This window comes from Aeromicrobium panaciterrae, assembly GCF_031457275.1.
GTDB lineage: Bacteria > Actinomycetota > Actinomycetes > Propionibacteriales > Nocardioidaceae > Aeromicrobium > Aeromicrobium panaciterrae_A.
This window is the reverse complement of sequence record NZ_JAVDWH010000001.1, coordinates 74,733-100,172: the sequence shown is the minus strand read 5'-3', so window position 1 is coordinate 100,172 and position 25,440 is coordinate 74,733. Positions and strand designations below refer to the sequence as shown.

Below are 25,440 nucleotides of genomic sequence, written 5' to 3'. Positions count from 1 at the left end.
GGTCACGTCACGTCAGTGACGAAGTCTTCGGGAGATTTCCGCTGCGGTTGCGGCCACCGGTTCGGCCAGACCATCGATTGGCGTGCGGGCCTCCCAGGTGACAGCGACCGCTGCATGGATCGTCCCCGCGGTGATGGGTGCCGCGATTGACGCAAAGCCGCTGGTCACCTCACCATCCTCGGTGGCAAATCCACGTTGTCGGGTGGCGGACAGCAATCGACGTAGCTCGCTCAAGGAGCTGGGGCCGGTGCCCGTACGCGAGGTGAAAGCAGCCTTGTCCGGGTAGAGCGCTCGTACCTGCGCTGCGGGTAGCGAAGCCAGGATTGCGCGACCCGACGCGGTGAGGTGAGCGGGCAGACGTACGCCGACATCGGTCACCAGCGGAGGTCGGCCGGGCGCTCGTTCTTCGATGACGTAGAGGACATCGGCGCCTTGGAGGACGACGAGGTGGGCAGACTGGCCGACCTGATCGACCAGTCGCGCCAACGGGAGCCGGGCGAGCCGGGCGAGTGGTTCCTGGCGGGCAAAGCCATGGCCGACCTCCCATGCCGCGATGCCGAGGCCCCACGTGCGGTCGTCGGGATAGTGGATGACGAATCCTTCGTCGGTCATCGCGCTGAGCAGGTGATAGGTCGACGACCGCGGCTGGTCGACGGCGGACGCGATCCTGGCCGCTGAAACGGGGACCGGTTGCGAGGACAGAAAGCGGAGCACGCGCAGGGTGGTCGTCGCTGCGGGAACCGGTCGGGTCATAGCCTCAGTGTCTCGTATCCGAGACTAGTTTGTCGCTCAGCCCGTAGCGCCGGGCTGCCCTCGTGGAGTCCTATGGAATATGACTGTTGTGGTGGGCGTCGGCGCTGTGTCGCCGGAAGATGTTGTACGCGTGGCGCGCGAGGGCGCGCTGGTCGAGCTGAGTGCCGAAGCGCGTGAGGCGATCGCGAAGTCGCGCGCCGTCATCGAGGAGATGGCTGCGTCGGACACGCCCGTCTATGGCGTCTCGACCGGCTTCGGAGCTCTGGCCACACGGCACATCGAGCCCGAGCTGAGGACGCAGCTACAGAAGAGCCTGATCCGCTCGCACGCTGCGGGGACTGGGCCGCGAGTGGAGAACGAGGTCGTTCGCGCTCTCATGCTGCTGCGGCTGTCGACGTTGGCATCGGGCCACACCGGCGTACGCGTCGAGACGGCGGAGGCGTACGCCTCGATGCTCAATGCCGGTCTGACACCGCTCGTCCATGAGTACGGCAGCCTCGGCTGCTCCGGCGACCTGGCGCCGCTGGCACATTGCGCGCTCGCCGTGATGGGCGAGGGACAGGTCGAGGACCACGGCGTCATTCGTCCCGCCGGCGAAGCGCTGGCGTCGTACGGTCTCGCACCGATCGAGCTGGCCGAGAAGGAAGGGCTCGCGCTGATCAACGGCACCGACGGCATGCTCGGGATGCTGGTGCTCGCGCTGCACGACCTGCGTCAACTTCTCGACACCGCTGATCTCGCGGCGGCCATGAGCATCGAAGGGCTGATGGGCACCGATCGCGTGCTCGCCGCCGATCTGCAGGCTCTCCGCCCGCATCCGGGACAGGCCGAGTCGGCCGCCCACATGGCGTCGCTGCTCGCCGGATCTCCGATCGTGGCGAGCCACCGCGTCGGAGATGGACGCGTGCAAGATGCGTACTCGCTGCGCTGCGCCCCACAGGTGCACGGCGCCGCGCGAGACACCCTCGCGCACGCTGCGACCGTCGCTGGCCGCGAGCTCGCAGCGGCGATCGACAATCCGTCTGTGCTCGACGATGGGCGTATCGAGTCGCACGGCAACTTCCACGGTGCACCGCTCGCGTACGTACTCGACTTCCTCGCTATCCCGGTCGCCGATGTCGCCAGCATGAGCGAGCGTCGCACGGACCGGTTCCTCGACGCGTCGCGCAACCAGGGACTGCCACCGTTCCTCGCCGACGATCCCGGGGTCGACTCGGGTCACATGATCGCGCAGTACACGCAGGCCGCCATGGTCTCGGAGCTCAAGCGACTGGCGGCTCCCGCGAGCGTCGACTCGATCCCGTCGAGCGCGATGCAGGAGGACCACGTGTCGATGGGCTGGTCCGCGGCACGCAAGTTGCGTACGTCCGTTGACCTGTTGACCCGTGTGCTTGCGATCGAGATCTACACGGCCGCTCGAGGCATCGACCTCCGAGCGCCTCTGACACCCGGCCCAGCGACCGGAGCAGCGATCGCGCTGCTGCGCACGAGAGTCGCTGGCCCCGGCCCTGACCGTTTCCTCGCCCCCGACCTCGAGGCCGCCACGGAACTCGTACGCTCCGGCGCCCTCCTCGAAGCAGCCCAGAAGGAGATCTCATGAACCGACCCACCGTTCGCGCAGCCCGCGGCACCACGATCACTGCGAAGTCGTGGCAGACCGAGGCGCCCATGCGCATGCTGATGAACAACCTCGATCCTGAGGTGGCCGAGCGCCCCGAGGATCTCGTCGTCTATGGCGGAACTGGCAAAGCAGCGCGCAGTTGGGAGGCGTACGACGCGATCGTTCGCACCCTCGAGACTCTCGCCGACGACGAGACGTTGCTGGTCCAGTCGGGCAAGCCGGTCGGTGTGTTCCGTACGCACGAGTGGGCGCCGCGGGTGCTGATCGCCAACTCCAACCTGGTGGGCGACTGGGCGACGTGGCCGGAATTCCGCAAGCTCGAGGCCGAGGGTCTGACCATGTACGGACAGATGACGGCCGGCTCGTGGATTTACATCGGCACGCAGGGAATCCTGCAGGGCACGTACGAGACGTTCGGCGCCGTCGCTCGCAAACGGTTCGGAGGATCCCTCGCGGGCACGCTGACTCTCACCGCCGGCGCCGGCGGCATGGGCGGAGCGCAGCCGCTCGCCGTGACGATGAACGATGGCGTCGCGCTGGTCGTGGACGTCGACGAGACGCGACTTGAGCGACGGGTCAAGCACGGTTACCTCGACGAGTACTGGACCGATCTTGACCAGGCCGTCGAGCGCGCTGTCGAGGCCAAGAGCGAGCGCCGGGCACTGTCGGTGGGCGTGCTCGGCAACGCCGCGACGATCTTCACCGAGCTGCTGGAGCGCGGCACGCCGATCGACATCGTGACCGACCAGACCAGTGCACACGATCCGCTGAGCTATCTGCCTGAGGGCATCAGCGTCGACGACTGGCATGCCGAAGCCGCCCGTGATCCGGAGGGCTTCACGCTCAGGGCGCGTGAGTCGATGGCCAAGCACGTACGCGCCATGGTCGGCTTCATGGACGCCGGCGCCGAGGTCTTCGACTACGGCAACTCGATCCGCGAAGAGGCTCGCCTCGGTGGGTTCGAGCGGGCGTTTGAGTTCCCCGGCTTCGTACCGGCGTACATCCGGCCACTGTTCTGTGAAGGCAAGGGACCGTTCCGCTGGGCTGCCCTCTCGGGCGATCCGGCTGACATCGCTGCGACGGACCGGGCGATCCTCGAACTCTTCCCCGAGGACGAGCACCTCGCGCGCTGGATCACGAAGGCGCAGGAAAAGGTTCACTTCGAGGGTCTGCCCGCGCGCATCTGCTGGCTCGGCTACAAGGAGCGTCACCTGGCCGGGCTGCGCTTCAACGAGATGGTCGCGTCAGGCGAGCTGAGTGCTCCTGTCGTGATCGGCCGCGATCACCTCGATTCCGGCTCGGTCGCGTCGCCATACCGCGAGACTGAGGCCATGGCCGACGGCTCTGACGCAATCGCTGACTGGCCGCTGCTCAATGCGCTGCTCAACACGGCATCAGGCGCGACTTGGGTTTCGATTCACCACGGCGGCGGTGTCGGCATCGGCCGCTCGATCCACGCGGGCCAAGTCATCGTCGCCGACGGCACTCCGCTGGCTGCGCAGAAGATCGAGCGCGTGCTCATCAACGATCCGGGTACGGGAGTCATGCGCCATGTCGATGCTGGGTATGAGCGGGCAGCCGAAGTGGCAAAGGAGCGGGGCCTGCGCGTCCCGATGAGCGAATGACCATCGCCGACCTCGCCGACATTGGGCGCGATCCGTCGACTGGCGGCTATCGCCGGTATGCGTGGAACGACGCCGATATGGAGCTGCGCGAGTGGTTCGCCGGGGAGGCGGCCGCACGCGGCCTGGAGCTCGTCGAGGACGGGAACGGCAATCAGTTCGCCTGGTGGGGCAGTGGCGGTGACGCACTCCTGATCGGTTCGCACCTCGACTCCGTCCCGGATGGAGGTGCGTACGACGGTCCGCTCGGCGTTGTGTCATCGTTCGCGGCCGTCGACAGACTCAAGGATGAGGGCGTCGTCCCGAGCCGACCGGTAGTGATCGGCAACTTCGCCGACGAGGAGGGGGCGCGCTTCGGTATCGCCTGCGCTGGCTCGCAATTGATCACCGGGGCACTCTCGGCGGATCGGGCTCTGGCCCAGAAGGATCGTGACGGAGTCACGATGGCCGAGGTTCTGAAAGCTCGGGGTCGGGACCCGCAGGCAGTCGGCACGACAGACCTGCTCGACCAGATCGGTACGTTCGTCGAACTGCACGTGGAGCAGGGCCGCTCGCTCGTCCATACCGGCGATGCCGTTGGCGTTGCCTCGGCGATCTGGCCGCATGGGCGTTGGCGACTCGACTTCTGCGGCGAGGCCAATCACGCCGGCGCGACGGTGATGGAGGATCGCCGCGATCCGATGCAGGCCTACGCTGCCACTGTGCTCGCGTCTCGCCGCCTCGCCTCTGATGCTGGTGCGCGCGCGACCTTCGGACGGCTCGAGGTCGAGCCCGGCGGCACCAACGCCATACCGTCGCGGGTCCGCGCCTGGCTCGATGCGCGTGCTGCCGACGAAGCCACCTTGGATCGACTTGTCGACAATGTGATCGCTGCAGCCCAGGCTGAGGCAGGACTCGATGGCACCACAGTCGAGCTGACCACGGAGTCGGTGAGCCCAGCGGTCGACTTCGATGCCGCGCTCCGCGATCGCCTGGCCACCCTGCTCGATGCGCCGGTGCTGCCGACTGGCGCTGGCCACGACGCCGGAGTGCTGAGTGCGCACATCCCGACGGCGATGCTTTTCGTACGCAATCCGACCGGCGTCTCGCATTCACCCGCCGAGTTCGCCGAGGACGCTGACTGTGAGGCCGGGATCGTCGCCCTCGCCGCCGTCGTACGTGAGTTGGCCACGTGACAGCAGTCCCCGCATTCGCGAACTGCCACAGCCACGCGTTCCATCGCGCGTTGCGTGGGCGCGTGACGGGGGCCGACAGCTTCTGGAGCTGGCGCGATCAGATGTACGCGCTGGCCGGGGTGCTCGACCCGGACCTGCTGTTCGAGCTGGCGCGGGCGACGTACTGCGAGATGAACCTCGCCGGGATTCGTAGCGTCGGAGAGTTTCACTACGTCCACCACCAGCCCAACGGCAGGCCGTACGACGAGCCCAATGCGATGGGGGAGGCGCTGATCGCTGCAGCGCGAGAGGCCGACATACGGATCACCCTGCTCGACACGTGCTACCTCGCGGCCGGCTTTGGCAAAGCGCCGGAAGGTGTCCAGCGCCGATTCACCGACGGCACCGCCGATGCGTGGGCGACTCGGGTCGAGTCGCTGGCCAGCAAGTACGCCGGCGAGGACGACGTGGTGATCGGATCAGCGATCCACTCCGTACGCGCGGTTCCCCGCGACCAGCTCGCGACCGTCGCCGCCGCCATGTCGGACGCACCCCTGCATGTGCACGTGTCCGAGCAACCCGCCGAGAACGCCGAGTGCATCGCCGCCACAGGCATGACGCCGGTCGCCCTGCTCGCCGAAGCTGGTGTCTGGACTCCGCGCACGACCGCCGTCCACGCCACTCACCTCACCACTGACGACGTCGTGATGCTCGGCACGGCACATTCATACGTGTGCTTCTGCCCGACCACCGAGGCGGAGCTCGCCGATGGCATCGGCCCCAGCGTCGCGCTGCGCGATGCTGGCGCGAGGCTGACACTTGGCTCCGACAGCAATACCGTGATCGACATGTTCGCCGAGGCTCGTGCCGTCGAGATGCACGAACGGCTGTCGACTGGCATACGCGGTGCATGGACCGCTGATCAACTGTGGCTCGCGGCGACGACCACGGGACATGAGTCGCTGGGCTTCGTCGTACCCGACACGATCGAGATCGCCGACACGATTCGTACGGCCGGCGCCGAGGAACTCCTGTGGGCTGCCACGGCCGCAGACGTCGAGGGAGACCCGACCGACATCGCCGATCTGCTCGAATCGGCGATCGACGCGTGCTGGGACCGCGTATGAGCACCCTGTTGGTCACCAACATCGGCGAGCTCGTGACCTGGGATGACGAGCGCCCGCTCCTGAACGACGCTGCCTTCATCGTCGACGGTGGCACAGTCGCCTGGTTCGGCCAGCGCAACGAGGCCCCAGCAGCGGATGCCGTACGCGATGTCGGGGGAGCAGCCGTCATCCCTGGATTCGTCGACTCGCACACCCACCTGGTGTTCGCCGGCGATCGATCCGCGGAGTTCGAGGCGCGGATGACCGGTCAGGCCTACGAAGCCGGCGGTATCCGGACGACTGTCGCCGCGACCAGGGCCGCCACCGACGAGCAGCTCGCCGCCAACGTCGCGCGACATCTCGCCGAGATGCGAGCGCAGGGCACGACGACGGTCGAGATCAAGAGCGGCTACGGGCTGACGACTCACGACGAGGCACGATCCCTGGCGATCGCGCAGCAGTTCACCGAGCACACGACGTTCCTCGGAGCGCATGTGGTGCCCGCCGAGACGGAGATCGCGGCGTACGTCGCGCTGGTGACTGGCGAAATGCTCGAGCGGTGCGCCCCGTACGCGCGCTGGATCGACGTGTTCTGTGAGGACGGCGCATTCGGTGCCGATGAGTCACGCGCCGTGCTCGAGGCCGGCATCGCTGCGGGACTGCTGCCTCGGATCCACGCCAACCAGCTCGGCCTGGGCCCCGGTGTGCAGCTTGCGGCAGAGCTTGGTGCGGCGGCCGACCATTGCACCTTCCTCTCCGATGCAGACATTGCTGCCGCGGTCGACTCAGGCATCGTTCTGGGGTTGTTGCCCGGCGTGGAGTTCTCGACTCGGCAGCCCTATCCGGATGCCCGCCGACTCCTCGACGCGGGCGTGACGGTGGCGCTCGCGACGGACTGCAATCCGGGCAGCTCCTACACGTCGTCGATGCCGTTCTGCATTGCCGTCGCTGTGCGCGACATGGGCATGAGCCCGCGTGAGGCGCTTTGGTCGGCGACCAAGGGTGGCGCCGCATCGTTGCGCCTCGACGATGTCGGACATCTGGGAGTTGGTGCGAAGGCGGACTTCGCCGTGCTCAACGCCCCGTCGTACGTGCACCTGGCCTACCGCCCAGGTGTCCCGCTCGTCGTTGGCTAGCGAGTGCCGTCGACGTACAACCAGGCACCGTTCTCGCGGACGAAGCGGCTGACCTCGTGCTGGCTGCCAGCTCCTTGTGGTGAGCGGTAGTACGCCTCGAACTCCACGACGCCGGTTGTCTCAAAGGGCGTTCCGCCGCTGGTGGCGATGATGTCGAGCCGATACCAACGCCGGTCTGCGTCGAGCTCCAGCTCGGCCGGGCGAGTGCTCGGATGCCAGCTGGCGAGCAGGTAGTCGGGATCGCCGACGGCGAAGGCGCTGAATCGCGATCGCATGAGTTGCTCAGCCGACTGAGCAGCGGCTGCACCGGAGTGCAGCCGCCCGCAACAGTCGTCGTACGTGAGCCCGCTGAGGCACGGACACCTGGTCATGAACGCAGGCTAACTTGTGTGGTCCTTGCTGTAGGACTTGAGCGCCCAGGCGTATCCGATCGCCGCGATGACGAGGCACCAGCCGATGGCGTAGATCCAGTCATTGCCGATCGGTGTGCCTGTCAGGAGGCCGCGAAGGGTCTCGATCATCGGCGTGAACGGCTGGTTTTCGGAGAACCAGCGCACACCGGCAGGCATCCCCTCGGTGGGTGCGAATCCGCTGCCGAAGAACGGCAGCAGCATCAGCGGCATCGGCAGGTTGCTTGCGCCCTCGACCGTCTTGCACCACATGCCCATCGCGACCGAAAGCCAGGTCAGCGCGAAGGTGATCAGCGCAAGCATGCCGATCGCACCGAGCCATTCCATCGGGTTGGCGCTGGGGCGGAAGCCGATTGCAAGCGCGACGGCGACGACAACCATGATGCCGATTGCGGTCTGGATCAGGCTGCCGAGTACGTGTCCTGTGAGGACAGCAGCTCGCGAGATTGCCATGGTGCGGAACCGCGCGATGATGCCTTCGGTCTTGTCCATCGCGACCGAGATCGCGGTGCCCTGCGCTCCTCCGGCGATACCCATGACCAAGATGCCGGGGATCACGTACTTGAGGTAGTCGCCCCGACCGCCGCCACCGCCGAGACCCGCACCCAAGGTGTCACCGAGGACGAAGACGAACAGCAGCAGGAAGACGATCGGAAGCGCCGCGACGATCAGCGTCAATGACGGATAGCGCTTGGCGTGCAACAGGTTGCGACGCAACATCGTGCGTGAATCAACAAGGGTGTGAGTGATCGTGCTCATGACTGTTCGCCTTTCGGTGCGGAGCCCGTCAGGGCAAAGAAGACATCGTCGAGATCGGGGGTGTTGATCGTGAGGTTCTCGACCTCCACGCCTGTCTCGTCGAGCTGATCGAGGATCGACCGCAGCGATCGAACGCTGCCATCGCTTTCGACATCGAGAGTCAGGGCATCAGCGTCGGAGGTCGCTGCGTTGAGCGCGTTGCCAGCCGAGCTCAGAGCATCGGCGTCAGCGAACTGGAGCGTGACGTGGCCGCCGGGGATGAGCCGCTTGAGCTCAGCCGGCGTACCTTCGGCGACGATCTTGCCGCCGTCGAGCAGGGCAATACGGTCTGCGAGCTCGTCAGCCTCGTCGAGGTACTGAGTCGTGAGGAAGATCGTCACGCCCTCCGACACCAGCTTGCGCACGATCTGCCACATGGTGTGGCGGCTGCGTGGGTCGAGACCGGTCGTCGGCTCGTCCAGGAAGATGATTTTCGGGCTGCCGACCAAGGTCATGGCCAGGTCGAGGCGGCGCTTCATGCCACCGGAGTAGGTCGCGAGGTGCTTTGCTCCTGCCTCGACAAGGTCAAACTGCCCAAGCAGCTCGGCGATCCGCTCAGTGCCCGCGTCCTTGCCGAGGTGGCGCAGATCGGTCATCAGTCGCAGGTTCTCTTCGCCCGTCAGCAAGTTGTCGACGGCTGAGAACTGACCGGTCACGCCGATCACCCCTCGTACGCCATTGGGATCGGCGGCGACATCATGGCCGCCTACCGAGGCGGACCCACCGTCGGCGTTGATGAGCGTCGACAGGATCTGGACGGCGGTCGTCTTGCCGGCACCGTTGGGCCCGAGGAGGGCGAATACGGTGCCCTCCTCAACCTCAAGATCGATGCCGTCGAGGACGAGCTTGTCGCCGTACGACTTGCGCAGGTCTGTGGTGCTGATGGCAGACATGGTCATTCCTCTCACGCCGAGGCCGCGGAGCGGCGGATCGTGATGTCACCGAACGACGTACGGCCGCGCACTTCGACGGTGTCGCCGGATGGGGGAGGCCCGTCGGTGGCCGCCATCGTGTTGTTGACGTTGCCGAAGGACGAGCTGACATCGAGCCAAGCTGCCGTGCCTTCGCGGATGCCGACCTCGAGATCACCCGCTGCTGTCGCGAGGGTGACCGTGCCGCGGGCGACGTTGGCGGCGTGGATCGTGCCGTTCGCGGTCTTGGCGTCGACGGACGCGTCGGCGCTGTCGATCGTGATGTCGCCGTTCGACGAACGTACGTGAAGGTCGCCACCGATCTGACCGAGTTTCGTGGTGCCGTTGGAGTTCTTGACCTGAGTCTTGCCTGCCACCTTGCGGATGGTGAGGTCACCCGACGAGGTGTGAATCTCTGCGGGTCCGTCGGCGTCCTCGACCGTGATGTTGCCGAAAGAGGAGCGTGCGACGAGAGCCGCGGTGCGGTCGAGCTCGATATTGCCCATCGCGGTCTTGAGGCGGACGTTGCCGAGCTTGCCCTCAGCGACGAAGTTGCCCATCGCCGAATCGCCATGAAGGGTTGAGCCAGTCGGCAGCTCGATTGTGACGGTGATCGAGTTCGAGTTGCCCTTGAACGAGGCGTAGTGCTTCCAGCCCTTCGGGGCATGGACCTCGAGCTTGCCGTTGGCGAACTCGACCCGAGTCTCCTCGGCAGCCTTGACGTCGGACTTGTTGGCCGGGTTGGTCGGTCGGACGTCGACAACCGTGTCGGTGCGGTCGCTCGCGATGAAGGTCGCGTTGCCGACGGCGACGTCGATCGTGACGTCGATCGGCTCAGGTGTTGGGAAGGTGCTCATGGTGTTCTCCTGAAGGTTGAGGGTGGACATCAGTTGACCCACCCGCTGAGTCGGTTGCCGCCCGTGATGGTGGTCGTACGCCTGGTTGGCTCAAGCGCGCCCGAGATGGCGCGAACCAGCCAGGTGTTGACCGAGAGGCCTTCACGGTTGGCTGCCTCTTCGACGCGGCCCTTGAGCTGATCGGGGAGGCGGAGTGTCGTACGAGTTGTGCTGGTGTCGTCGGTTGCTTCGGGGGCAACGGGTGCAGCCGGCAGGGCGTCCTCGAAGGACTCGCTGCTCGGTGCCGGTGTCACGACGAACTCGGGATCGCGTCCGCGCAGACGTACGTCGACCGAGCCCGGGGCGAGTTCGCTGGTGATCTCACTCGCCGCTGCCGACAGGGCGTCGAGCAGGACCAGGCGTGCGGTCGACTCCAGTGACTTGGTGTCTTCTCCGCCGTTCTCGGCGGCGACGAGCATCGCCTGGTGGATCTCGTCGACGTACTGTGAAAGGTTCATGACACCACTATGACACCACTCTGGCGTCAGAATCAAGTCAAAGTGATGTCACGACCGTCAAATCCCTGCCAGGGCAGACAAAAACGGGCCCAGCATGTGCTGGACCCGTTTGAGAATGTGGAGCGGACGGCTGGATTTGAACCAACGTCTTCGACCAGGAAGGCCGACGTTCTGCAATTGAACTACGTCCGCACGACTCAGGGTTTCGTCTCGTCGTCCTTGTCCGTCTGCGTACCGCCCTCTTCGACCCATTCCTCGACGGCGTCCTCATCGGTCACCTGGGCGTGGGTATCGACGTCAGCGGCGTGGGTAGCCGTCTCGCTGAGTTCTGCACCGCTGGGGTTCGCATCGCTCAGCGTAGCCGCGTCTTCCGACACGACCTCGGCCGCCGGCGCATCCTCAACAGCGACGATCTCGTCAGGGACATCGCTTGTGGCCGTGGCTTCGGGCTCGGCAACAGGCTCAGGCTCGGCCTCGACCGGAGCTTCGGCAGCAGGAGCGGCGTCGGCGTTGACGGCACCCACGTTGTCCCAGGCGGCTTCTTCCTTGTCGCCGGCAGGTACGTCGGGGACCGCAGGGGCTTCCTCAACAGCCTCGGCAGCAGGTGCGGCTTCCTCGACCACGGCGGCAGCCGTAGCGGCTTCCGCTTCGGCGACGACAGCTGCGTCGTCGGCCTGGCTCGGCTTGGCGACCTTGGCCGGTGCGCGCTTCACACCGGCGAGCAGCATCTGCGCGACATCGAGGACCTCGACGTCTTCGCGAGCATTGCCCTCGCTCTGTTCAGCGGTCAGGCCGTCCGACAGCATGACGCGGCAGAACGGGCAGGCAACCGCGATCTGGTCGGCGCCCGTTGCGACGGCTTCCTTCGTACGGTTGACGTTGATGCGCGAACCGATGGTCTCTTCCATCCACATCTGGGCACCACCGGCGCCACAGCAGAACGACTTCTCCGAGTTGCGGGGCATCTCGGTGAACTCGGCTCCGGGGATGACGCTGAGGAGCTCGCGCGGGGGTTCGTAGACCTTGTTGTGACGACCGATGAAGCAGGGGTCGTGGTAGGTGATCTTCTTCTTCTCGGTCTCCGCGTCGGGTGCCAGCGGGGTCAGCTTGCCTTCGCGTACGAGGCGGTTGAGCAACTGTGTGTGGTGCACGACCTCGAGCTCGACGCCAAACTCGGCGTACTCGTTCTTGAGCGTGTTGAAGCAGTGGGCGCAGGTGGAGACAACCTTCTTGACCTTGGTCTCCTTGAACACCTCAGCGTTCTGCATTGCCAGCTGCTGGAACACCATCTCGTTACCGGCACGACGGGCGGGGTCACCCGTGCAGGTCTCGCCATCGCCGAGGACCGCGAAGGTCACTCCGGCCATGTCGAGCAGCTCGGCGACAGCCTGCGTCGTCTTCTTGGCACGGTCCTCGTAAGCGCCGGCGCAGCCGACCCAGAACAGCCAGTCGACTTCGTCGAGGTCTTCGACATCGACGCCGACCTGCTTGACCTCGAAGTCGAGGTTCTTGGCCCAGTCCATACGACCCTTGGGATCCATGCCCCACGGGTTGCCCTTGCGCTCGAGGCCCTTGAAGATGTTGGTCAGCTCGGCGGGGAAATTCGACTCGACGATGACCTGGTAGCGGCGCATGTCCATGATGTGATCGACGTGCTCGATGTCGACGGGGCACTGCTCAACGCAGGCACCACAGGAGACGCAGGACCACAGGACGTCGGGGTCGATGACCGCGCCACCCGTCGGGTGCCACGCATCGCCTTCGGTCGGTCCGACCAGTGCGCGCTCGCCTTCGGCCTTGACCTTGTCGGGCAACGCTTCGCGGGCGGCGTCATCCTTGGCCAGCGTGTAGGGCGCCTTGGCGAATGCGTGATCGCGCAGACCCATGATCAGGAGCTTGGGGCTCAGTGGCTTCTCGGTGTTCCATGCAGGGCACTGACTCTGACAACGACCGCACTCGGTACAGGTCGCGAAGTCGAGCATGCCCTTCCAGCTGAAGTCTTCGACCTTGCCGACACCGAGCTTCTCGAAGTCTTCTTCTTCGAGGTCTTCCATCGTCTCCGGATCGAGGGGCTTGCCGTTGATCATGATCGGCTTGATCGAGCCGAGAGCGTTGGGGCGACGGCTGAACAGCACGTTGAGCGGCGCCAGGAAGATGTGGAGGTGCTTGGAGTTGAGCACCTGGATCAGGAACACCAGCATGATGCCGATGTGGAGCAGCAGGCCGACGTGCTCGAGGACCTCGTTGGTGTGCTCGCTGAAGCCATCGAGCCAGCCACCGACGATGTGCGAGGCGAATGCGCCCTTGCCGTACGGGAACTGACCGGTATTGACGCCCGCTCCGCGGAACATCAGCATCGAGGCGACGACGAGGACGATCATCCCGAGGACGATCCAGGCGCCGCCGAGGTGCGAGTACGAGAAGCGTGACTTGCGACCCAGACGCGACGGGGCGTTCTTGATGCGGATGATGGCGAACGTGGCGAGGCCGACGAGCGCCATGACGGCGATGAAGTCCTGCAGGAAGCCGAGTCCGTCCCACCTGCCGACGAGCGGGATGGCGAAGCCGGGCTTGAACAGCGATCCGTAGGCCTCGAGGTAGACCGTCGCAAGGATCAGGAACGCCCAGAAGACGAAGAAGTGCGCGGCTCCGGGGATGGACCACTTGAGGAGCTTCTTCTGGCCGAAGACCTCGACGACCTGCGTCTTGATCGACGAGCCGATGCGACTGGTCACGCCCTCGACGCGATCAGGTGCGGGCTGGCCGCTGGTGATCAGCTTGAAGAGAAAGAAGACTCGCTTGCCTGCGATCGGCAAGATGATCGCATTCATCAACAGTCCCAGCACCAGCACAACGGACATCAGACACTCCTACCTGCAGGGATTGCTCTTAAGTTCGACCTGAGACTACCCGTGATCGTCTCTGGTGGCAGCGTCATGGTCGTGTGACCTCGGTGATGCTTCACCTCGGACGGGGATCAGCGGGATCGCAATGAGGGGGAACAGGGCCACCAGACCGAACGCCCATCCGTACCCGTGACCGGTGATGATCGCGCCGATGACAGGCGGTACGGCGGCGGACGCGAGGAACTGGCCGGTGTTTTGCGTGCCCATCGCCCGGCCGGACCAATAGGGGCCGCCGATCTCGGCGACGGACGTGAACGCGAGCCCGTTGTCGGCCACCGTGATGACTGAGGCGATGACGATCAGGGTCACTGCGAGTGCCGTGCCCTCGAGCAATCCGAGCGCCAGCATCGACGCCGCGGCTGCGACGGCGACCGTACGCATGGGGCCGAGTCGGTTGCCGACGCGATCCGACCAGGCGCCTGCGGCGATGCGGCTGGCCGCGCCGAGCAGCTGGGTCGCTCCGACGAGCAGAGTGGCCTCGAAGATTGACCAGTCTCGCTCGTCGATCAGCCATACGAGCGCGAAGGTCCAGACCGTGACCTGCGGGATGACCAGCAACATCGAGGCCGCGTGGATCCGCCACAGGCGCAGATCGCGCGTATAGGGATTGACGAGGTGGCCGAGTCCCTCGGCTTCGGAGCGGGTTGGCCGCGGTGGGTCGACAATCGCTGCTCCCGCCAGCAACCCGGCGAAGCAGCACAACGCGGCAATGACCAGCAGCGTCGTACGCAGTCCCTCCGCGTCGACGAGGTTGGGGACGATCAGGACCGCAATGCCGACGCCGAGCGGCGATGAAGTCTGACGAATGCCCATCGCAGTGCCACGTCGGTGCGGCGGGAACCAGCCAACGACGACGCGACCGCTCGCCGAGTTGGTGCAGGCGCCACCCATGCCGCCGAGCAGGAGGAACACGCCGATCCAGACGTACGACGTGCTGAGCGCGGCGGCTGCAGACGCGGCTGTGAGCAGGGCGAGGCCGATCGTCATCGAGGTGCGCTCCCCGATGCGGTCGACGATCGCACCCCACGCGATCAGCGTGAGAGTCGTGCCGACCAGGGGCGCCGAGGCGATGAATCCGGCTTCGACCAGCGACAAGCCCTGGACAAGGTGCAGGTAGGGAATGAGGAACGGCGCCGCGTTGACGTACACCGTGGCGGCAATCTGAGCGATCATCCCGACCGCCAGCATCAGCCAGCGATTGGGCGCCGCGGGCGTCAGAGGTACTTCTTCATGCCGACGTGGCTGGGCACGTAGCCGAGCCCTTCGTAGAACGCGTGCGCCCTCGTACGTTCCTTGTTGGACGTCAGTTGAATCCGAGCGGCTCCGCGTTTGCGTGCCTCGCCCTCGATTGACTCCATCAGCATGGCGCCGATGCCTCGGCCGCGCATGTCCTCTGCTGTTCGTACGGCCTCGACCTGGCAGTAGAGGCCGCCGTCAGCTGACAGCACTCGCATCCAGGTGACCTGGGCGGTGCACACGATCTCGCCGTCCAGCTCACCGACCAGCAGGTCCTGGTTGACGTCGGCGTCGATCTCATCGAACGCAGCTCGCTGGTTGGCGGTGACCTCTGCGGGCTCGTCGTAGTAGTGCATCGAGTCCTGGGCCTGCAGCTCAAGGATCTCCTCAAGGTCCTCGGGCAACGCCCGTCGGACGAGCAGGGAGGTCATCGCGGCAGCGCACCCACTGACGCCAGAGCTTCCTTGAGCAGCGATCCTCGGCCACCCTCCATCTCGTCGAGAAGCTCCGAGCTGGCGGCCTCCTCAGGCGTCAGCCAGGTCAACTCGAGTGCGTCCTGTCGGGGGTTGCACTCGCCGGTGACCGGAACGATGTATGCGAGCGCGACTGCGTGCTGACGCTCGTCATAGAGAGGTGTGACTCCGGGCAGCGGGAAGTACTCAGCCACGGAGAACGGGACGGTGCTCGCCGGAAGCTGGGGAAACGCCGTTGGACCGAGGTCCTTGAGCAGATTGCGGATCAAGGCCTCTCGTACGGACTCGCCATGCATGACGCGACCCGACACAAGCGTGCGAGTCATGACACCCGTGGTGGACGAGCCGCGGAGCAGGATGCCGATGCTCTCGACCTGACCGAGGGCGTCGACGCGTACGGGAACGGCTTCGACGTACAAGATCGGCACCCTTGCCCGAGTCTCATCGAGCGCGAACTCCGGGAGCCAACCCGGGTTGGGATCAGGTGTGCGAACTGACATGGGCCCATTCTGGCCCACGCCATCTACTAGCTGCTGCCGGACGCGGCCGCTGATGTCGCAGCGACTACGCCAGCAGTGATGGCGGCTTGTGCAGCCTGGATCGCCTTGCGCACGCCCTCGCTGGCCCAGTCGCCCTCAGCCAGAACCTTGGCTTTGGCCTTGGCAGCTTTGCGGTCTGGCTTGTCGACGACGATCCTGACCATGTCGGCAGCCGACAGCAGTCCGATCAATGGCCCGGTCTGGGCGTCGGTCGGCTGGTCGTGAAGGAGCGCGCTGCGGATGCGAGTCAGGAGGTCATCTCGGCGGGCGGTGTCGATGATGTCGTGGCGAGTCAGCGGGAAGATGCCGAGCGCTTTGACCTGGCGGGAACGTACGAGTCCCTTGGTAGCGAGTGATTCGTAGAGATCCTTGCGTCCGTTCTTGCCGAGTCGAGTGACGACATGTTGCGGTTTCTGCATGCCTCGATTGCGGATGCGGTCGAATGCCAGCTCGGTGAGGGGATCGTCGACGGGCGCGCGATTGGCAATGATGACGCGGGCTTTGCGTCCCTCGCCCTCCAGTGTGAGTCGGCCGGCCGTCACGAGGTCCAACAGGAAGGCGCCACCGAACACTGGGTCGGCCTGCGGCGACGAGATCAGGGGCTTTCCGCTCACCGGATCAGTTGCGATCAGGAGGAAGTCCTCGGCGGTGCTCATGCTGGCCACGTTAACGCGGAGGGTGTCAGCCGGTCATGTCCTCAAACGTCTGGGCTGGCACGTCCAGCTCACGCATGCGCATCTCGTACATACGGTGATAGCGTCTGGCCTCGCCATGGCGCCGCGCCTCGGCCAGCACCCAGATCAGCGCCTCGTACGTCGGCTCATCGTGCGGGTCGTAAGAGATGAGTCGCGCAAACCACGCGACGGACCGTTGCGGATCGCTGGTCTTGGCGAGGGCGAAGGCGAGAACGCGTACGACATCGCTTCCGAGAGCCTCCACTTCGTCGCGAGCCTCCGAGGCCCAGTCCTCATAGAGGTCGTCGGCGAGGAAGTCGCCGGTATGCATCGCCGCTGCAGCCTCGAGCATCTCGATTGCGCCAGGATCCTTGGACGTATGCGCTGCGAGCGACTCGGCGGCTGCACCCTTGAACTCGACCGCGTCGATTGAGGTGTTGATGACGTCGATCCGGATACTGGCGCGGTCGGCGATGATGAAGTAGCTGGGGTCGAACTGCTTGTCCGGGTCGAGCACGCGCTTCAGATGTGACAGCGCGACCGAGAGTTTGCTGCCCGGATCATCGTCATCGGGCCACAGCATGTCTGCAATCTCGTCACGTCGGATGCCGCTCGCGCCCCGTGCCGCGAGGATCTTGAGGATGTCGCGAGCCTTGCGGGATGGCCACTCTGACGAGGCAACCGCTCTGCCGGATCGATAGACGACGAACGTTCCGAGCGTGTGGATGCGTACCGGTACGTCGTCCTGGTCATTTCTCAACGCGTGCAAGGGGCCGGCGATGCCGTACGCGTCGTCCTGCACGCCGAGCGATCGGAGGGTGGCGCGAGCCAAACGTTCGGTGAACGGGGTTCCGAAGAGGTGGGCGTGCACAATCGCGTTGACCTGAAGACGGATCGGGTTGCCGATCTCCTCCCAGATTGACGCGGCCTCGCGGAGCCGGGCTTCACTGTCACCGATCCCACCGGCGAGCACCGACAACTCGAGTGACTCCGCCAGGGCGGCCCGAGCCTGCCGGCGCGAGGACTCCTCGACTGCCTCCGCCGCAAACGCCATTGCGGACTCGGTATCGCCATCGTGCAGCGCGATCCAACCTGCGGTCGTCAGGGCGGGGACTCGGCCGGTGCCCAGCGGGATCTGTAGGAGGCGCTTGGCGATCAGCCGCGCTTCTTCTGGATCCGTCTCGACGCTGATCAGTGCGGTTCCGACCAGAGCTGGCACGAGGGTCTGGGTCTCGTTCTCCTGCTCAGCGACCGCCGCGGCCTCGCGGTAGGCCATCGTCGCCTGGGCAGTGTTGCCGCGTGCCCGCTGAATGTCGGCGAGGACCTGCCAAGCCGCGCCGATCATGGGCGAGTCGACCGAGTTCCAGAGTGCTCGCGCTGCCTCCACCTCGACGAGCGCCTCATCGAGGCGGCCAAGGTTCAGCATCACGTCGGCCAAGTTGTGCCGAACCAGTGCGATCGATGACAGGTGTCCGGTGGCCTCGGCGAGACGCAGTGCGTGGCCGAATTGCTCGAGCGACTCCGCGTACCGGGACTCATCAAACAGCTGTGATCCGAGATTGTTGTGCACACGGGACGCCATGAGGTCTGCGCCTGCAGCGAGAGCATGTTCGAGCGCCCGCTCGTGTGCGCGACGATCCTCGGCCGAGTCCGCGTGCATCGCTGCGAGCAGCGCCCGTGACTCCCAAGCCGCCGCGAGGGCACCGTCATCTCCGCTGGCCTCGGCCGCTTCGTACGCTTCCGCGGTCAGCGACTCGCAGGCTTCTTCATCACCCGAGCCCCAGGCACTCGAAGCCCAGGCAGCGCAGAAGTGGGCGCGTTCGGCGTCATCGAGCTCAGTTCGATCTGCCTTGGTGAGGAAGTGGAAGGACCGTTCGGTGTGCCCGAGGTAGCGCAGGCCGTACGCAGCGCGCCACGCGAGATTTGCCGGGTAGGTGTCGTCCTCGCGGCGGACGGCTTCGGCGAGGGTCTCCCACTGGCGGGCCGACAATTGCTCGATCGGCACGGTCCCAAGAGATGAGAACGCCACGAGAATGGCGTCAACATCTGCCCCGGACGCAACAAGCCTGAGCAACGCACCCACGGGTGGCTGTTCGGGCTGTGCCATCGCGACTCCTGAGCTTCCCCGCCCACGTCAAATTCTAGTGGGCGAGGACCCCGTAGTCAGTGGATGTCGTACTGGGTCTTGCGGGCTTCCTTGGCGTTCTCGCCGACGCCGAGAGCGGCGATTCCGACGATGGAGGTGCAGAGCACGAGGAAGTACATCGATGCGAGCCAGTAGATGACGGTGCCGAGGGTCTCGGCCGGGTCGGACTTGACGACGGCGAACACGACGGCGGCGGTGACGGCGAGAGCCAGAGTGGTGCCCGCTGCCTTGCGGATCACAGCGGAGCTGATGTGAAGGCTGGGAGTCTGAATGTTCTGGATGGTGGTCATTTCGGTTCTCCTTGGTGGGGTTGGTCGAGCTGGTGAGACCACCGTCCTAAACACCCCTTGAGAGAACCTTTCGATGGATTTGAGACTGGTTTCCGAGTGAAATTCGCGATTTCGCTCCTCGGTGGCTCTGCGCCGATACGCTCGCTCACGGAGGGACTAGATGGAGGTCAGGAAATGGCTAGTCGTTTACCCGCAAAGTCCCTCAAGGTCACCGCGCCCGGCTTCGCGATGCCAGGCGCATCCATACAGGTCAAAGTCAGTGGTCTGAAGTGGCGCGAAGCGTTCACTGTCAGCGTTGACGACACCACCTTGGCGACGGGCAAGGCGCCGTTGTTCTTCGCCGCCACCGCGACGATCTCGCTTGGCGCCGCCGAGGGCTCCAAGACCGTCGTCGCCACTGGCTCGGCCGCAGATCGCACGGGCAGCTGCTCGGTAACCGTCGCCAAGGATGGCGGCGCGGCAGGTCTCACCAAGCGGATCTAGCTACTGCCCCGGCGGGGCCCTGGGGCTCCGGCCGGGGGTAGGCTCGTGGTTACACGACAGGGGAGCACCACGCAGAGGTGCTGAGAGTGCGGATCCGCCGCAGACCCTTGAACCTGCACCGGTTAGTACCGGCGAAGGGAGTCACGATGAGTTCTGCAACCACGTCCAAGAGGGGTCTTGACGTGCGCTATCGCACGATCGACCTCGTCACCATTGCCACCCTGGGAGTCGCCTTCGGCGTCATCTTCTGGGGCTGGGGCAAGCTCTACGAGCCGCTCAGCGGCTTGGCCATCTTCTCGTTCCCACCCAGCTCGGGCCTCCTGGCTGGCGTCTGGCTCATGGCCGGCGTTGTCGGCGGCCTGATCGTTCGCAAGCCCGGCGCGGCATTCGCCACCGAGTTTCTCGCTGCTGCGGTTTCGACATTCATCGTCGGCGGCACGCAGTGGGGCTTCAGCGTCTTCGCGTCCGGCTTCTGGCAGGGCCTCGGCGCCGAGCTGACCTTCCTGCTGTTCTTCTACAAGCGTTCAGGCGTCGTCGTTGCCGCCCTGACTGGTCTGGCTGCCGCGACATTCGCCTCGGTCTACGAGTGGAACGCCTATTGGGTTGACTGGGACTGGGACTACAAGCTCGCCTACCTGGGCTTCTTCGGAATTTCCGGCATCGTCGTCGCTGGACTCGGCGGGTTCTACCTCGTGCAGGCGCTGGCCAAGGCAGGCGTGCTCGACGCCTTCCCGGTCGGGCGCGAACAGGTCGACGCTGCGCTGGTGGATTGAGGGGCTGATGCAACTCGGTGAAGCCAGGTTCGTTGGCTTCACGTGGCGCCCACTTGGGCGACGCAATCCCGTCGTCGCCGGGCTCGATCTCAGGATCGGGCCCGGCGAACGGGTGCTGTTGGTCGGCCCGAGTGGTGCCGGCAAGTCGACGCTTCTGTACGCCCTCGCCGGCGCGCTGGGCAGCACGATCGCCGGAGAACTCAGCGGTACCGCCGAGGTAGGCGGGCGTCTGGGCCTGCTTCTGCAGAATCCCGCCGATGCCGTCGTCGCAGAACGTATAGGCCGCGACGTCGCGTTTGGACCGGAGAATGCCGGACTCGATCGTGACGCCATCTGGACTCGTGTCGATGAGTCACTCGAAGCTGTCGACCTGACCTACGGGCGTGACCACTTCACGTCGGCGCTGTCAGGTGGTGAGCAGCAGCGTCTCGCCCTCGCCGGTGTGCTCGCGATGCAGCCGGATCTGCTTCTGCTCGATGAGCCGACGTCGATGCTTGACGCTCCGACCGCTGCCTCGGTTCGCGATGCAATCGTCGGCGCGGCCGGCGACCGCACGCTGGTCGTTGTCGAGCACCGCATCGAGCCGTGGCTCGAGCACGTCGACCGCGTGATCGTCCTGGGCGCCGGTGGCGTTGTCGTCAGCGACGGATCCGTGGAGGCCTTCCTCGCCGGTCCCCGTCCGGACGGCGTGTGGATGCCGAACATGCCCAAGCCAACGCTGCTCGATGTACCGGCTGCACTGGTCACTCCGGCAGCTGAGCCGTTGAGCATCTCGGCACGGGACGTCTCAGTCGAGCTCGTCACTCGTACGCTGCGCGGCACTCAGCGTACGAAGGCGCTCCGCGACTTCACCACGACGCTCGATCCGGGCGCGGTCACCGCGTTCACCGGGCCGAGCGGGGCCGGCAAGTCCACCGCGATCGCGGTACTTGGCGGACTGCTCAAGCCCGCCTCCGGGACGGTGTCGCCTGACCTTCGCCGCTGGCGCTCGCCGCGCCTTGCGGAGGCCGTCGGGTGGATGCCGCAGAACCCGGAGCACGGATTCCTTGCCTCCACCGTCTCGGACGAAGTCGCGAAGACGAGCCTCAAAGTCGGCCGTGCGATTGATGTCGACGCCGTTCTGGAGGTGTTCGGCCTCGGTCACCTCGGCGGCGCCAACCCGTACCGGCTTTCCGGCGGCGAGCAACGTCGTCTGGCACTCGCTGCTGCACTTGCGCATCGTCCGGGCGTGATGCTGCTCGACGAGCCGACGGTCGGGCAGGATCCGGGCACGTGGGCTGCCGTTGTCGGATGGGTCACGGCAGCCAGTCGGGCAGGCGCGACGGTCGCCGTATCGACTCACGACGCCGACCTGCCGATCGACGCGGAGCGACGCATGACTGAGGGTCGGCTCGTATGAGGTCTTGGGTGCTCCGTATCAACCCGCTGGTGCAACTCTCGGTCGGGCTGTTCTCCCTGTTGGGCTCGTTCTGGATCCGCAGCCTTCCGGTCGCGCTCATAGCCCTCGGCGCATACGTGGTCGCTGCCGTGCTCCTGCTTCCGGGATGGCGCTATCCGCTGGCCTGCCTCGGTTTCACTGCGATCGCCGCCGTCACGATCGTCTACTCAACCTGGCGACTCGGCGGCCACGACATCGAAGAGGCGATCACCGCAGGTACTCGCATCGTTGTGCTCGCCTGGCCGGGTTCCGTGATGGCTGGGTATGTGGACCCGTCCCGCCTCGCCGACTACCTCGCCCAGACGCTGCGCTTCCCGGCGCGCATGATCGCCGCGTTCGCTGCAGCGCTGCAGCGGTTCACAGGGTTCGGCCTGGCCTGGCAGCAGCTCGAACGCGTGCGCTGGGTCCGTGGCTTCGGGCCAAAGCGCAATCCGGTCGCCAACGGTCGGTACGCCGCCAACATCTCGTTCGCGCTGCTGGTTCAGGCGATGCGCGGTGCCTCGGCATCGGCGATCGCGATGGATGCGCGCGGATTCGCGACAGCGCACGACCGGACCTGGGCCGAACCAGCCACCTGGACGCGCCTCGACTTCGCGGGCCTCTTCGTCGCAGCGTTGCTCGGCGCTGTCGCGATCGTTGCCCGCTTCCTGATCTGACACGATGAGGCGATGGAGACCGTGATCATCGTCTGCCTGGCCGGATCGGCCCTGATTCATCTGCTGCCACTCGTCGGCGCATTCGGCCCAGCGCACGTTGCCCGGATGTACGACGTCAAAGTCGAGGGACCTGACCTCACAGTCCTACTGGTGCACCGCGCTGTTCTGTTCGGGCTGCTCGGCGCGGCACTGATCGCGGCAATCTTCTGCGGCGAAGCCCGCCCATATGTCATTGGCGCGGTCCTCGTCAGCGATGTCGCGTTCCTCGCGATCGCGGGCAGCAACCCCGGCATCAACGACTCCATGAAGCGAGTCGTCCGAGCCGATGTCATCTCGATCGTGCTGCTGGTCGTTGCGGGAGTCTCCGAGCTCGTGCGCTGAGGCTCTGGCGCGGCGCCCTGTTGCCGTACTAGGGTGCGAACTAAGCAAGCGCTTAGTTCCCGTTCAAGCACAGTGATAGAGGTTTCGCATGGCCCGCGTGTTCAAGAGTCTCGACGAGTTCAAGGCAATCGCCGGTGAAGAGATCGGTGCAAGTGACTGGCACACGATCGACCAGGCTCAGATCAATGCGTTCGCTGACGCGACCGGAGACCACCAGTGGATCCACGTCGATGTCGAGGCAGCGGCCAAGGGTCCGTTCGGTGGGCCCATCGCCCACGGCTACCTGACGCTCTCGCTTCTGCCGGTCCTCGCCGAGCAGATCTATGACATCCAGGGCCTGGCGTTTGGCATGAACTACGGAGCCAACAAGCTCCGCTTCCCGACGCCCGTCCCGGTGGACTCGCGCGTACGCGGAGTCGCGACGCTCAAGGAGACCAACGAGATCGCGATCGGCACGCAGGCGATCATCAGCTTCGTCATGGAGATCGAGGGAGTCGAGAAGCCGGCCCTCGTCGCAGAAGTTGTCTACGTGATGGCTGCGGCAAGCTGATGGACTTCGAATACGACGCCAAGACCGTCGAGATGATCGGCAAGCTCGAGGCGTTCATGGACGAGGTCGTCTATCCGGCTGAGCCGCTCGCTCACGAGCAGATGCAGGCCGCCATCAAGGAGGACTCCTGGTCCCCGCCTGCTGTCCTGGAAGATCTGAAGGCCGAGGCCAAGAAGCGCGGGCTCTGGAACTTCTTCCTTCCCGGCGACGACGGTGCCGGGCTGACCAACCTTCAGTACGCGCCGCTCGCGGAGATCACTGGCCGCAGCATCCAACTTGCTCCGGCCGCGGTCAACTGCGCAGCACCCGACACCGGCAACATGGAAGTGCTGCACATGTTCGGCACTCCCGACCAGAAGAAGAAGTGGCTCGAGCCGCTCCTCGCTGGCGAGATCCGCTCGGCGTTCGCGATGACCGAGCCGAAGGTGGCCTCGTCAGATGCCACCAATATTGAGACGTCGATCGTCAAGGACGGCGATGACTACGTCATCAATGGCCACAAGTGGTGGATCACCGGCGCCATGAACCCCAACGCCAAGATCTTCATCGTGATGGGCAAGACCGATACGTCGGCCGAGCGCCACCGCCAACAGTCGATGATCCTGGTCGAGCGAGACACCCCTGGCTTCGACATCAAGCGCGGAATGCACGTGTTCGGCTACAACGATCGCGACCACGGTGGTCACGCTGAGATCGAGTTCCACGACGTACGCGTGCCCGCCAGCAACCTGATCGGCGCCGAAGGCGAAGGCTTTGCCATTGCTCAGGCTCGTCTCGGACCAGGCCGCATCCACCACTGCATGCGTTCGCTCGGTATCGCTGAACGTGCCGTCGAAATGATGTGCCAGCGCGCCTCCGAGCGCGTTGCCTTTGGCAAGCCGATCGCTGACCAGGGCGTCGTACGCGACTGGATCGCGGAGTCGCGGGTCAAGATCGAGCAGCTCCGCCTGCTGGTTCTCAAGACCGCTTGGCTGATGGACAAGGCCGGCAACCGCGGTGCACACACCGAGATCCAGGCCATCAAGATCGCGACTCCGGAAACCGTCGGTTGGATTCTCGACAAGGCGATCCAGGTGCACGGTGCAGGCGGCCTGAGTCAGGACTTCCCGCTGGCCGAGTGGTTTGCCGGTATGCGCACCTTGCGCTTCGCCGATGGACCTGACGAGGTGCACAAGAACTCGCTGGCTCGCGCCGAGCTCAAGAAACACCGCTGACCGTGGACGTCAGCACCGCCAACGCCGTCGTCACTGGTGCTGCCAGTGGCATCGGTGAGGCGATCGCGCAGCGACTGCTGGAGGCGGGTGCTTCGGTCGTCATCGGCGATCTGGATGCTGCTCGACTCGAGGCAACGGCAACTCGTCTCGACGGCGACCACCCCGGCCGCGTGGCCCATGTCGCGGGCGACGCTTCAGATCCTGCACACGTCGCCGCCTTGATCGCCGCTGCTGGTGATCCTGTCAATCTGTTTGTCGCCAACGCTGGGGTGTTCCGTGGCTTTGGCCTCGAGGCGACGGATGAAGAGTGGGCGAGCTCGTGGGACGTCAACGTCATGGCGCACGTTCACGCGGCTCGGGCGCTCGTGCCGCAGTGGCTCGAGAGCGGTGCTGGTTGCTTCGTCAGCACGGCATCAGCGGCTGGTCTGCTCACCCAGCTTGGTTCGCCGACGTACTCGACCAGCAAGCATGCAGCGGTCGGCTTCGCCGAATGGTTGGCGGCGACGTACGGCGATCTGGGTGTCCAAGTCTGTTGCCTGTGCCCGATGGGCGTACGCACCGACATGTTGCTCGGCGGCGAGACCACGGCCAGCGACGAGGGCAAGCTCGGCATGAAGTCGGTGACCAGTGCCGGCGAGACCCTTGAGCCGCTTGCGGTAGCCGACGTACTACTTGAGGCGATCGCGGAGAGCCGGTTCTTCGCGCTGCCACACCCCGACGTGGGAACGATGTACGCCCGGAAGGCGGCAGACACCGATCACTGGATCAGTGGCATGCAACGCTTCCGGGCGTCTCTCGAGGGCTGACTGCACTCCG

26 protein-coding genes, 1 tRNA gene and 1 riboswitch are annotated in these 25,440 nt (G+C 65.6%); of the genes, 13 read left to right on the top strand and 14 right to left on the bottom strand.

Going from position 1 to position 25,440, the window contains the following annotated elements:
- Window positions 1–12: 12 nt before the first annotated feature.
- Window positions 13–753: an IclR family transcriptional regulator gene (locus tag J2X11_RS00475; protein ID WP_309965223.1), complete on the bottom strand. Its 741-nt coding sequence runs from the start codon at window positions 751–753 to the stop codon at window positions 13–15.
- A gap of 79 nt (window positions 754–832) precedes the next feature.
- Between J2X11_RS00475 and hutH the strand changes: the two genes are divergently transcribed.
- The 5 genes from hutH to hutI are packed head-to-tail and all read left to right on the top strand — an operon-like array spanning window position 833 to window position 7,392.
- Window positions 833–2,353, top strand: a complete 1,521-nt coding sequence (gene hutH, locus J2X11_RS00470) for a histidine ammonia-lyase (RefSeq protein WP_309965219.1) — start codon at window positions 833–835, stop codon at window positions 2,351–2,353.
- Window positions 2,350–3,999, top strand: coding sequence for a urocanate hydratase (hutU, locus tag J2X11_RS00465; protein ID WP_309965217.1), 1,650 nt, complete (start codon window positions 2,350–2,352; stop codon window positions 3,997–3,999). The genes hutH and hutU overlap by 4 nt, the downstream gene beginning before the upstream one ends.
- On the top strand, window positions 3,996–5,171 hold the full coding sequence (locus tag J2X11_RS00460; RefSeq protein ID WP_309965216.1) for an allantoate amidohydrolase: 1,176 nt from the start codon (window positions 3,996–3,998) through the stop codon (window positions 5,169–5,171). The genes hutU and J2X11_RS00460 overlap by 4 nt, the downstream gene beginning before the upstream one ends.
- The gene (locus tag J2X11_RS00455) at window positions 5,168–6,277 is read left to right on the top strand and encodes a formimidoylglutamate deiminase (protein WP_309965214.1); all 1,110 of its coding nucleotides are present in this window, start codon (window positions 5,168–5,170) and stop codon (window positions 6,275–6,277) included. Before J2X11_RS00460 ends, J2X11_RS00455 begins: the two co-directional genes overlap by 4 nt.
- On the top strand, window positions 6,274–7,392 hold the full coding sequence (gene hutI, locus J2X11_RS00450) for an imidazolonepropionase (protein ID WP_309965211.1): 1,119 nt from the start codon (window positions 6,274–6,276) through the stop codon (window positions 7,390–7,392). The genes J2X11_RS00455 and hutI overlap by 4 nt, the downstream gene beginning before the upstream one ends.
- On the opposite strand, the gene J2X11_RS00445 is transcribed toward hutI, so the two are convergent.
- From J2X11_RS00445 to J2X11_RS00385, 13 genes are all read right to left on the bottom strand, one after another.
- The gene (locus J2X11_RS00445; protein WP_309965209.1) at window positions 7,389–7,763 is read right to left on the bottom strand and encodes a YchJ family protein; all 375 of its coding nucleotides are present in this window, start codon (window positions 7,761–7,763) and stop codon (window positions 7,389–7,391) included. The genes hutI and J2X11_RS00445 overlap by 4 nt on opposite strands.
- Before the next feature lie 9 nt (window positions 7,764–7,772).
- On the bottom strand, window positions 7,773–8,561 hold the full coding sequence (locus J2X11_RS00440; protein ID WP_309965206.1) for an ABC transporter permease: 789 nt from the start codon (window positions 8,559–8,561) through the stop codon (window positions 7,773–7,775).
- Window positions 8,558–9,493 (bottom strand): ATP-binding cassette domain-containing protein, encoded by a 936-nt coding sequence (locus J2X11_RS00435; RefSeq protein ID WP_309965203.1) that lies wholly within the window; start codon window positions 9,491–9,493, stop codon window positions 8,558–8,560. Before J2X11_RS00435 ends, J2X11_RS00440 begins: the two co-directional genes overlap by 4 nt.
- An 11-nt stretch (window positions 9,494–9,504) precedes the next feature.
- Window positions 9,505–10,368 (bottom strand): DUF4097 family beta strand repeat-containing protein, encoded by an 864-nt coding sequence (locus J2X11_RS00430; RefSeq protein ID WP_309965200.1) that lies wholly within the window; start codon window positions 10,366–10,368, stop codon window positions 9,505–9,507.
- Window positions 10,369–10,397: 29 nt separating this feature from the next.
- A complete protein-coding gene (locus J2X11_RS00425) occupies window positions 10,398–10,865 on the bottom strand; it encodes a hypothetical protein (protein ID WP_309965197.1) in 468 nt (155 codons plus the stop codon).
- Between the two features lie 118 nt (window positions 10,866–10,983).
- Window positions 10,984–11,057: transfer RNA gene (locus J2X11_RS00420), tRNA-Gly, on the bottom strand.
- Between the two features lie 5 nt (window positions 11,058–11,062).
- Window positions 11,063–13,726: a (Fe-S)-binding protein gene (locus J2X11_RS00415; protein ID WP_309965194.1), complete on the bottom strand. Its 2,664-nt coding sequence runs from the start codon at window positions 13,724–13,726 to the stop codon at window positions 11,063–11,065.
- Window positions 13,727–13,771: 45 nt separating this feature from the next.
- Window positions 13,772–14,944, bottom strand: a complete 1,173-nt coding sequence (locus tag J2X11_RS00410; RefSeq protein ID WP_309965192.1) for an MFS transporter — start codon at window positions 14,942–14,944, stop codon at window positions 13,772–13,774.
- A 41-nt stretch (window positions 14,945–14,985) separates the two neighbouring features.
- Window positions 14,986–15,438 (bottom strand): GNAT family N-acetyltransferase, encoded by a 453-nt coding sequence (locus J2X11_RS00405; RefSeq protein WP_309965189.1) that lies wholly within the window; start codon window positions 15,436–15,438, stop codon window positions 14,986–14,988.
- Entirely contained in the window at window positions 15,435–15,980 is a 546-nt protein-coding gene (locus J2X11_RS00400) for an NUDIX hydrolase family protein (protein WP_309965186.1), read from the bottom strand. The genes J2X11_RS00405 and J2X11_RS00400 overlap by 4 nt, the downstream gene beginning before the upstream one ends.
- Before the next feature lie 26 nt (window positions 15,981–16,006).
- Entirely contained in the window at window positions 16,007–16,675 is a 669-nt protein-coding gene (locus J2X11_RS00395) for a GOLPH3/VPS74 family protein (RefSeq protein ID WP_309965183.1), read from the bottom strand.
- A 25-nt stretch (window positions 16,676–16,700) separates the two neighbouring features.
- Window positions 16,701–18,800 (bottom strand): tetratricopeptide repeat protein, encoded by a 2,100-nt coding sequence (locus J2X11_RS00390; protein ID WP_309965180.1) that lies wholly within the window; start codon window positions 18,798–18,800, stop codon window positions 16,701–16,703.
- Between the two features lie 56 nt (window positions 18,801–18,856).
- On the bottom strand, window positions 18,857–19,129 hold the full coding sequence (locus J2X11_RS00385) for a hypothetical protein (RefSeq protein WP_309965177.1): 273 nt from the start codon (window positions 19,127–19,129) through the stop codon (window positions 18,857–18,859).
- Between the two features lie 174 nt (window positions 19,130–19,303).
- Between J2X11_RS00385 and J2X11_RS00380 the strand changes: the two genes are divergently transcribed.
- The 8 genes from J2X11_RS00380 to J2X11_RS00345 all read left to right on the top strand — a co-directional run bounded on the left by J2X11_RS00380 (window position 19,304) and on the right by J2X11_RS00345 (window position 25,430).
- Complete coding sequence (locus J2X11_RS00380) at window positions 19,304–19,612, top strand: hypothetical protein (RefSeq protein ID WP_309965174.1); 309 nt, start codon at window positions 19,304–19,306, stop codon at window positions 19,610–19,612.
- A 48-nt stretch (window positions 19,613–19,660) separates the two neighbouring features.
- Window positions 19,661–19,769, top strand: a riboswitch (TPP riboswitch).
- On the top strand, window positions 19,759–20,385 hold the full coding sequence (locus tag J2X11_RS00375) for an ECF transporter S component (RefSeq protein WP_309965171.1): 627 nt from the start codon (window positions 19,759–19,761) through the stop codon (window positions 20,383–20,385). (Overlaps the previous riboswitch by 11 nt.)
- 7 nt (window positions 20,386–20,392) lie before the next feature.
- Window positions 20,393–21,784 (top strand): ABC transporter ATP-binding protein, encoded by a 1,392-nt coding sequence (locus J2X11_RS00370; RefSeq protein ID WP_309965169.1) that lies wholly within the window; start codon window positions 20,393–20,395, stop codon window positions 21,782–21,784.
- Entirely contained in the window at window positions 21,781–22,479 is a 699-nt protein-coding gene (locus tag J2X11_RS00365) for an energy-coupling factor transporter transmembrane component T family protein (protein WP_309965167.1), read from the top strand. Before J2X11_RS00370 ends, J2X11_RS00365 begins: the two co-directional genes overlap by 4 nt.
- Before the next feature lie 12 nt (window positions 22,480–22,491).
- Window positions 22,492–22,860, top strand: coding sequence for a hypothetical protein (locus J2X11_RS00360; protein ID WP_309965164.1), 369 nt, complete (start codon window positions 22,492–22,494; stop codon window positions 22,858–22,860).
- 88 nt (window positions 22,861–22,948) lie between these two features.
- Window positions 22,949–23,410, top strand: coding sequence for a MaoC family dehydratase (locus J2X11_RS00355; protein ID WP_309965161.1), 462 nt, complete (start codon window positions 22,949–22,951; stop codon window positions 23,408–23,410).
- Window positions 23,410–24,624 carry an acyl-CoA dehydrogenase family protein gene (locus J2X11_RS00350; protein ID WP_309965159.1) on the top strand — a complete coding sequence of 405 codons (1,215 nt, stop codon included), beginning with the start codon at window positions 23,410–23,412 and terminating at the stop codon, window positions 24,622–24,624. The genes J2X11_RS00355 and J2X11_RS00350 overlap by 1 nt, the downstream gene beginning before the upstream one ends.
- Before the next feature lie 2 nt (window positions 24,625–24,626).
- A complete protein-coding gene (locus J2X11_RS00345; RefSeq protein WP_309965156.1) occupies window positions 24,627–25,430 on the top strand; it encodes an SDR family oxidoreductase in 804 nt (267 codons plus the stop codon).
- Window positions 25,431–25,440: the final 10 nt, after the last annotated feature.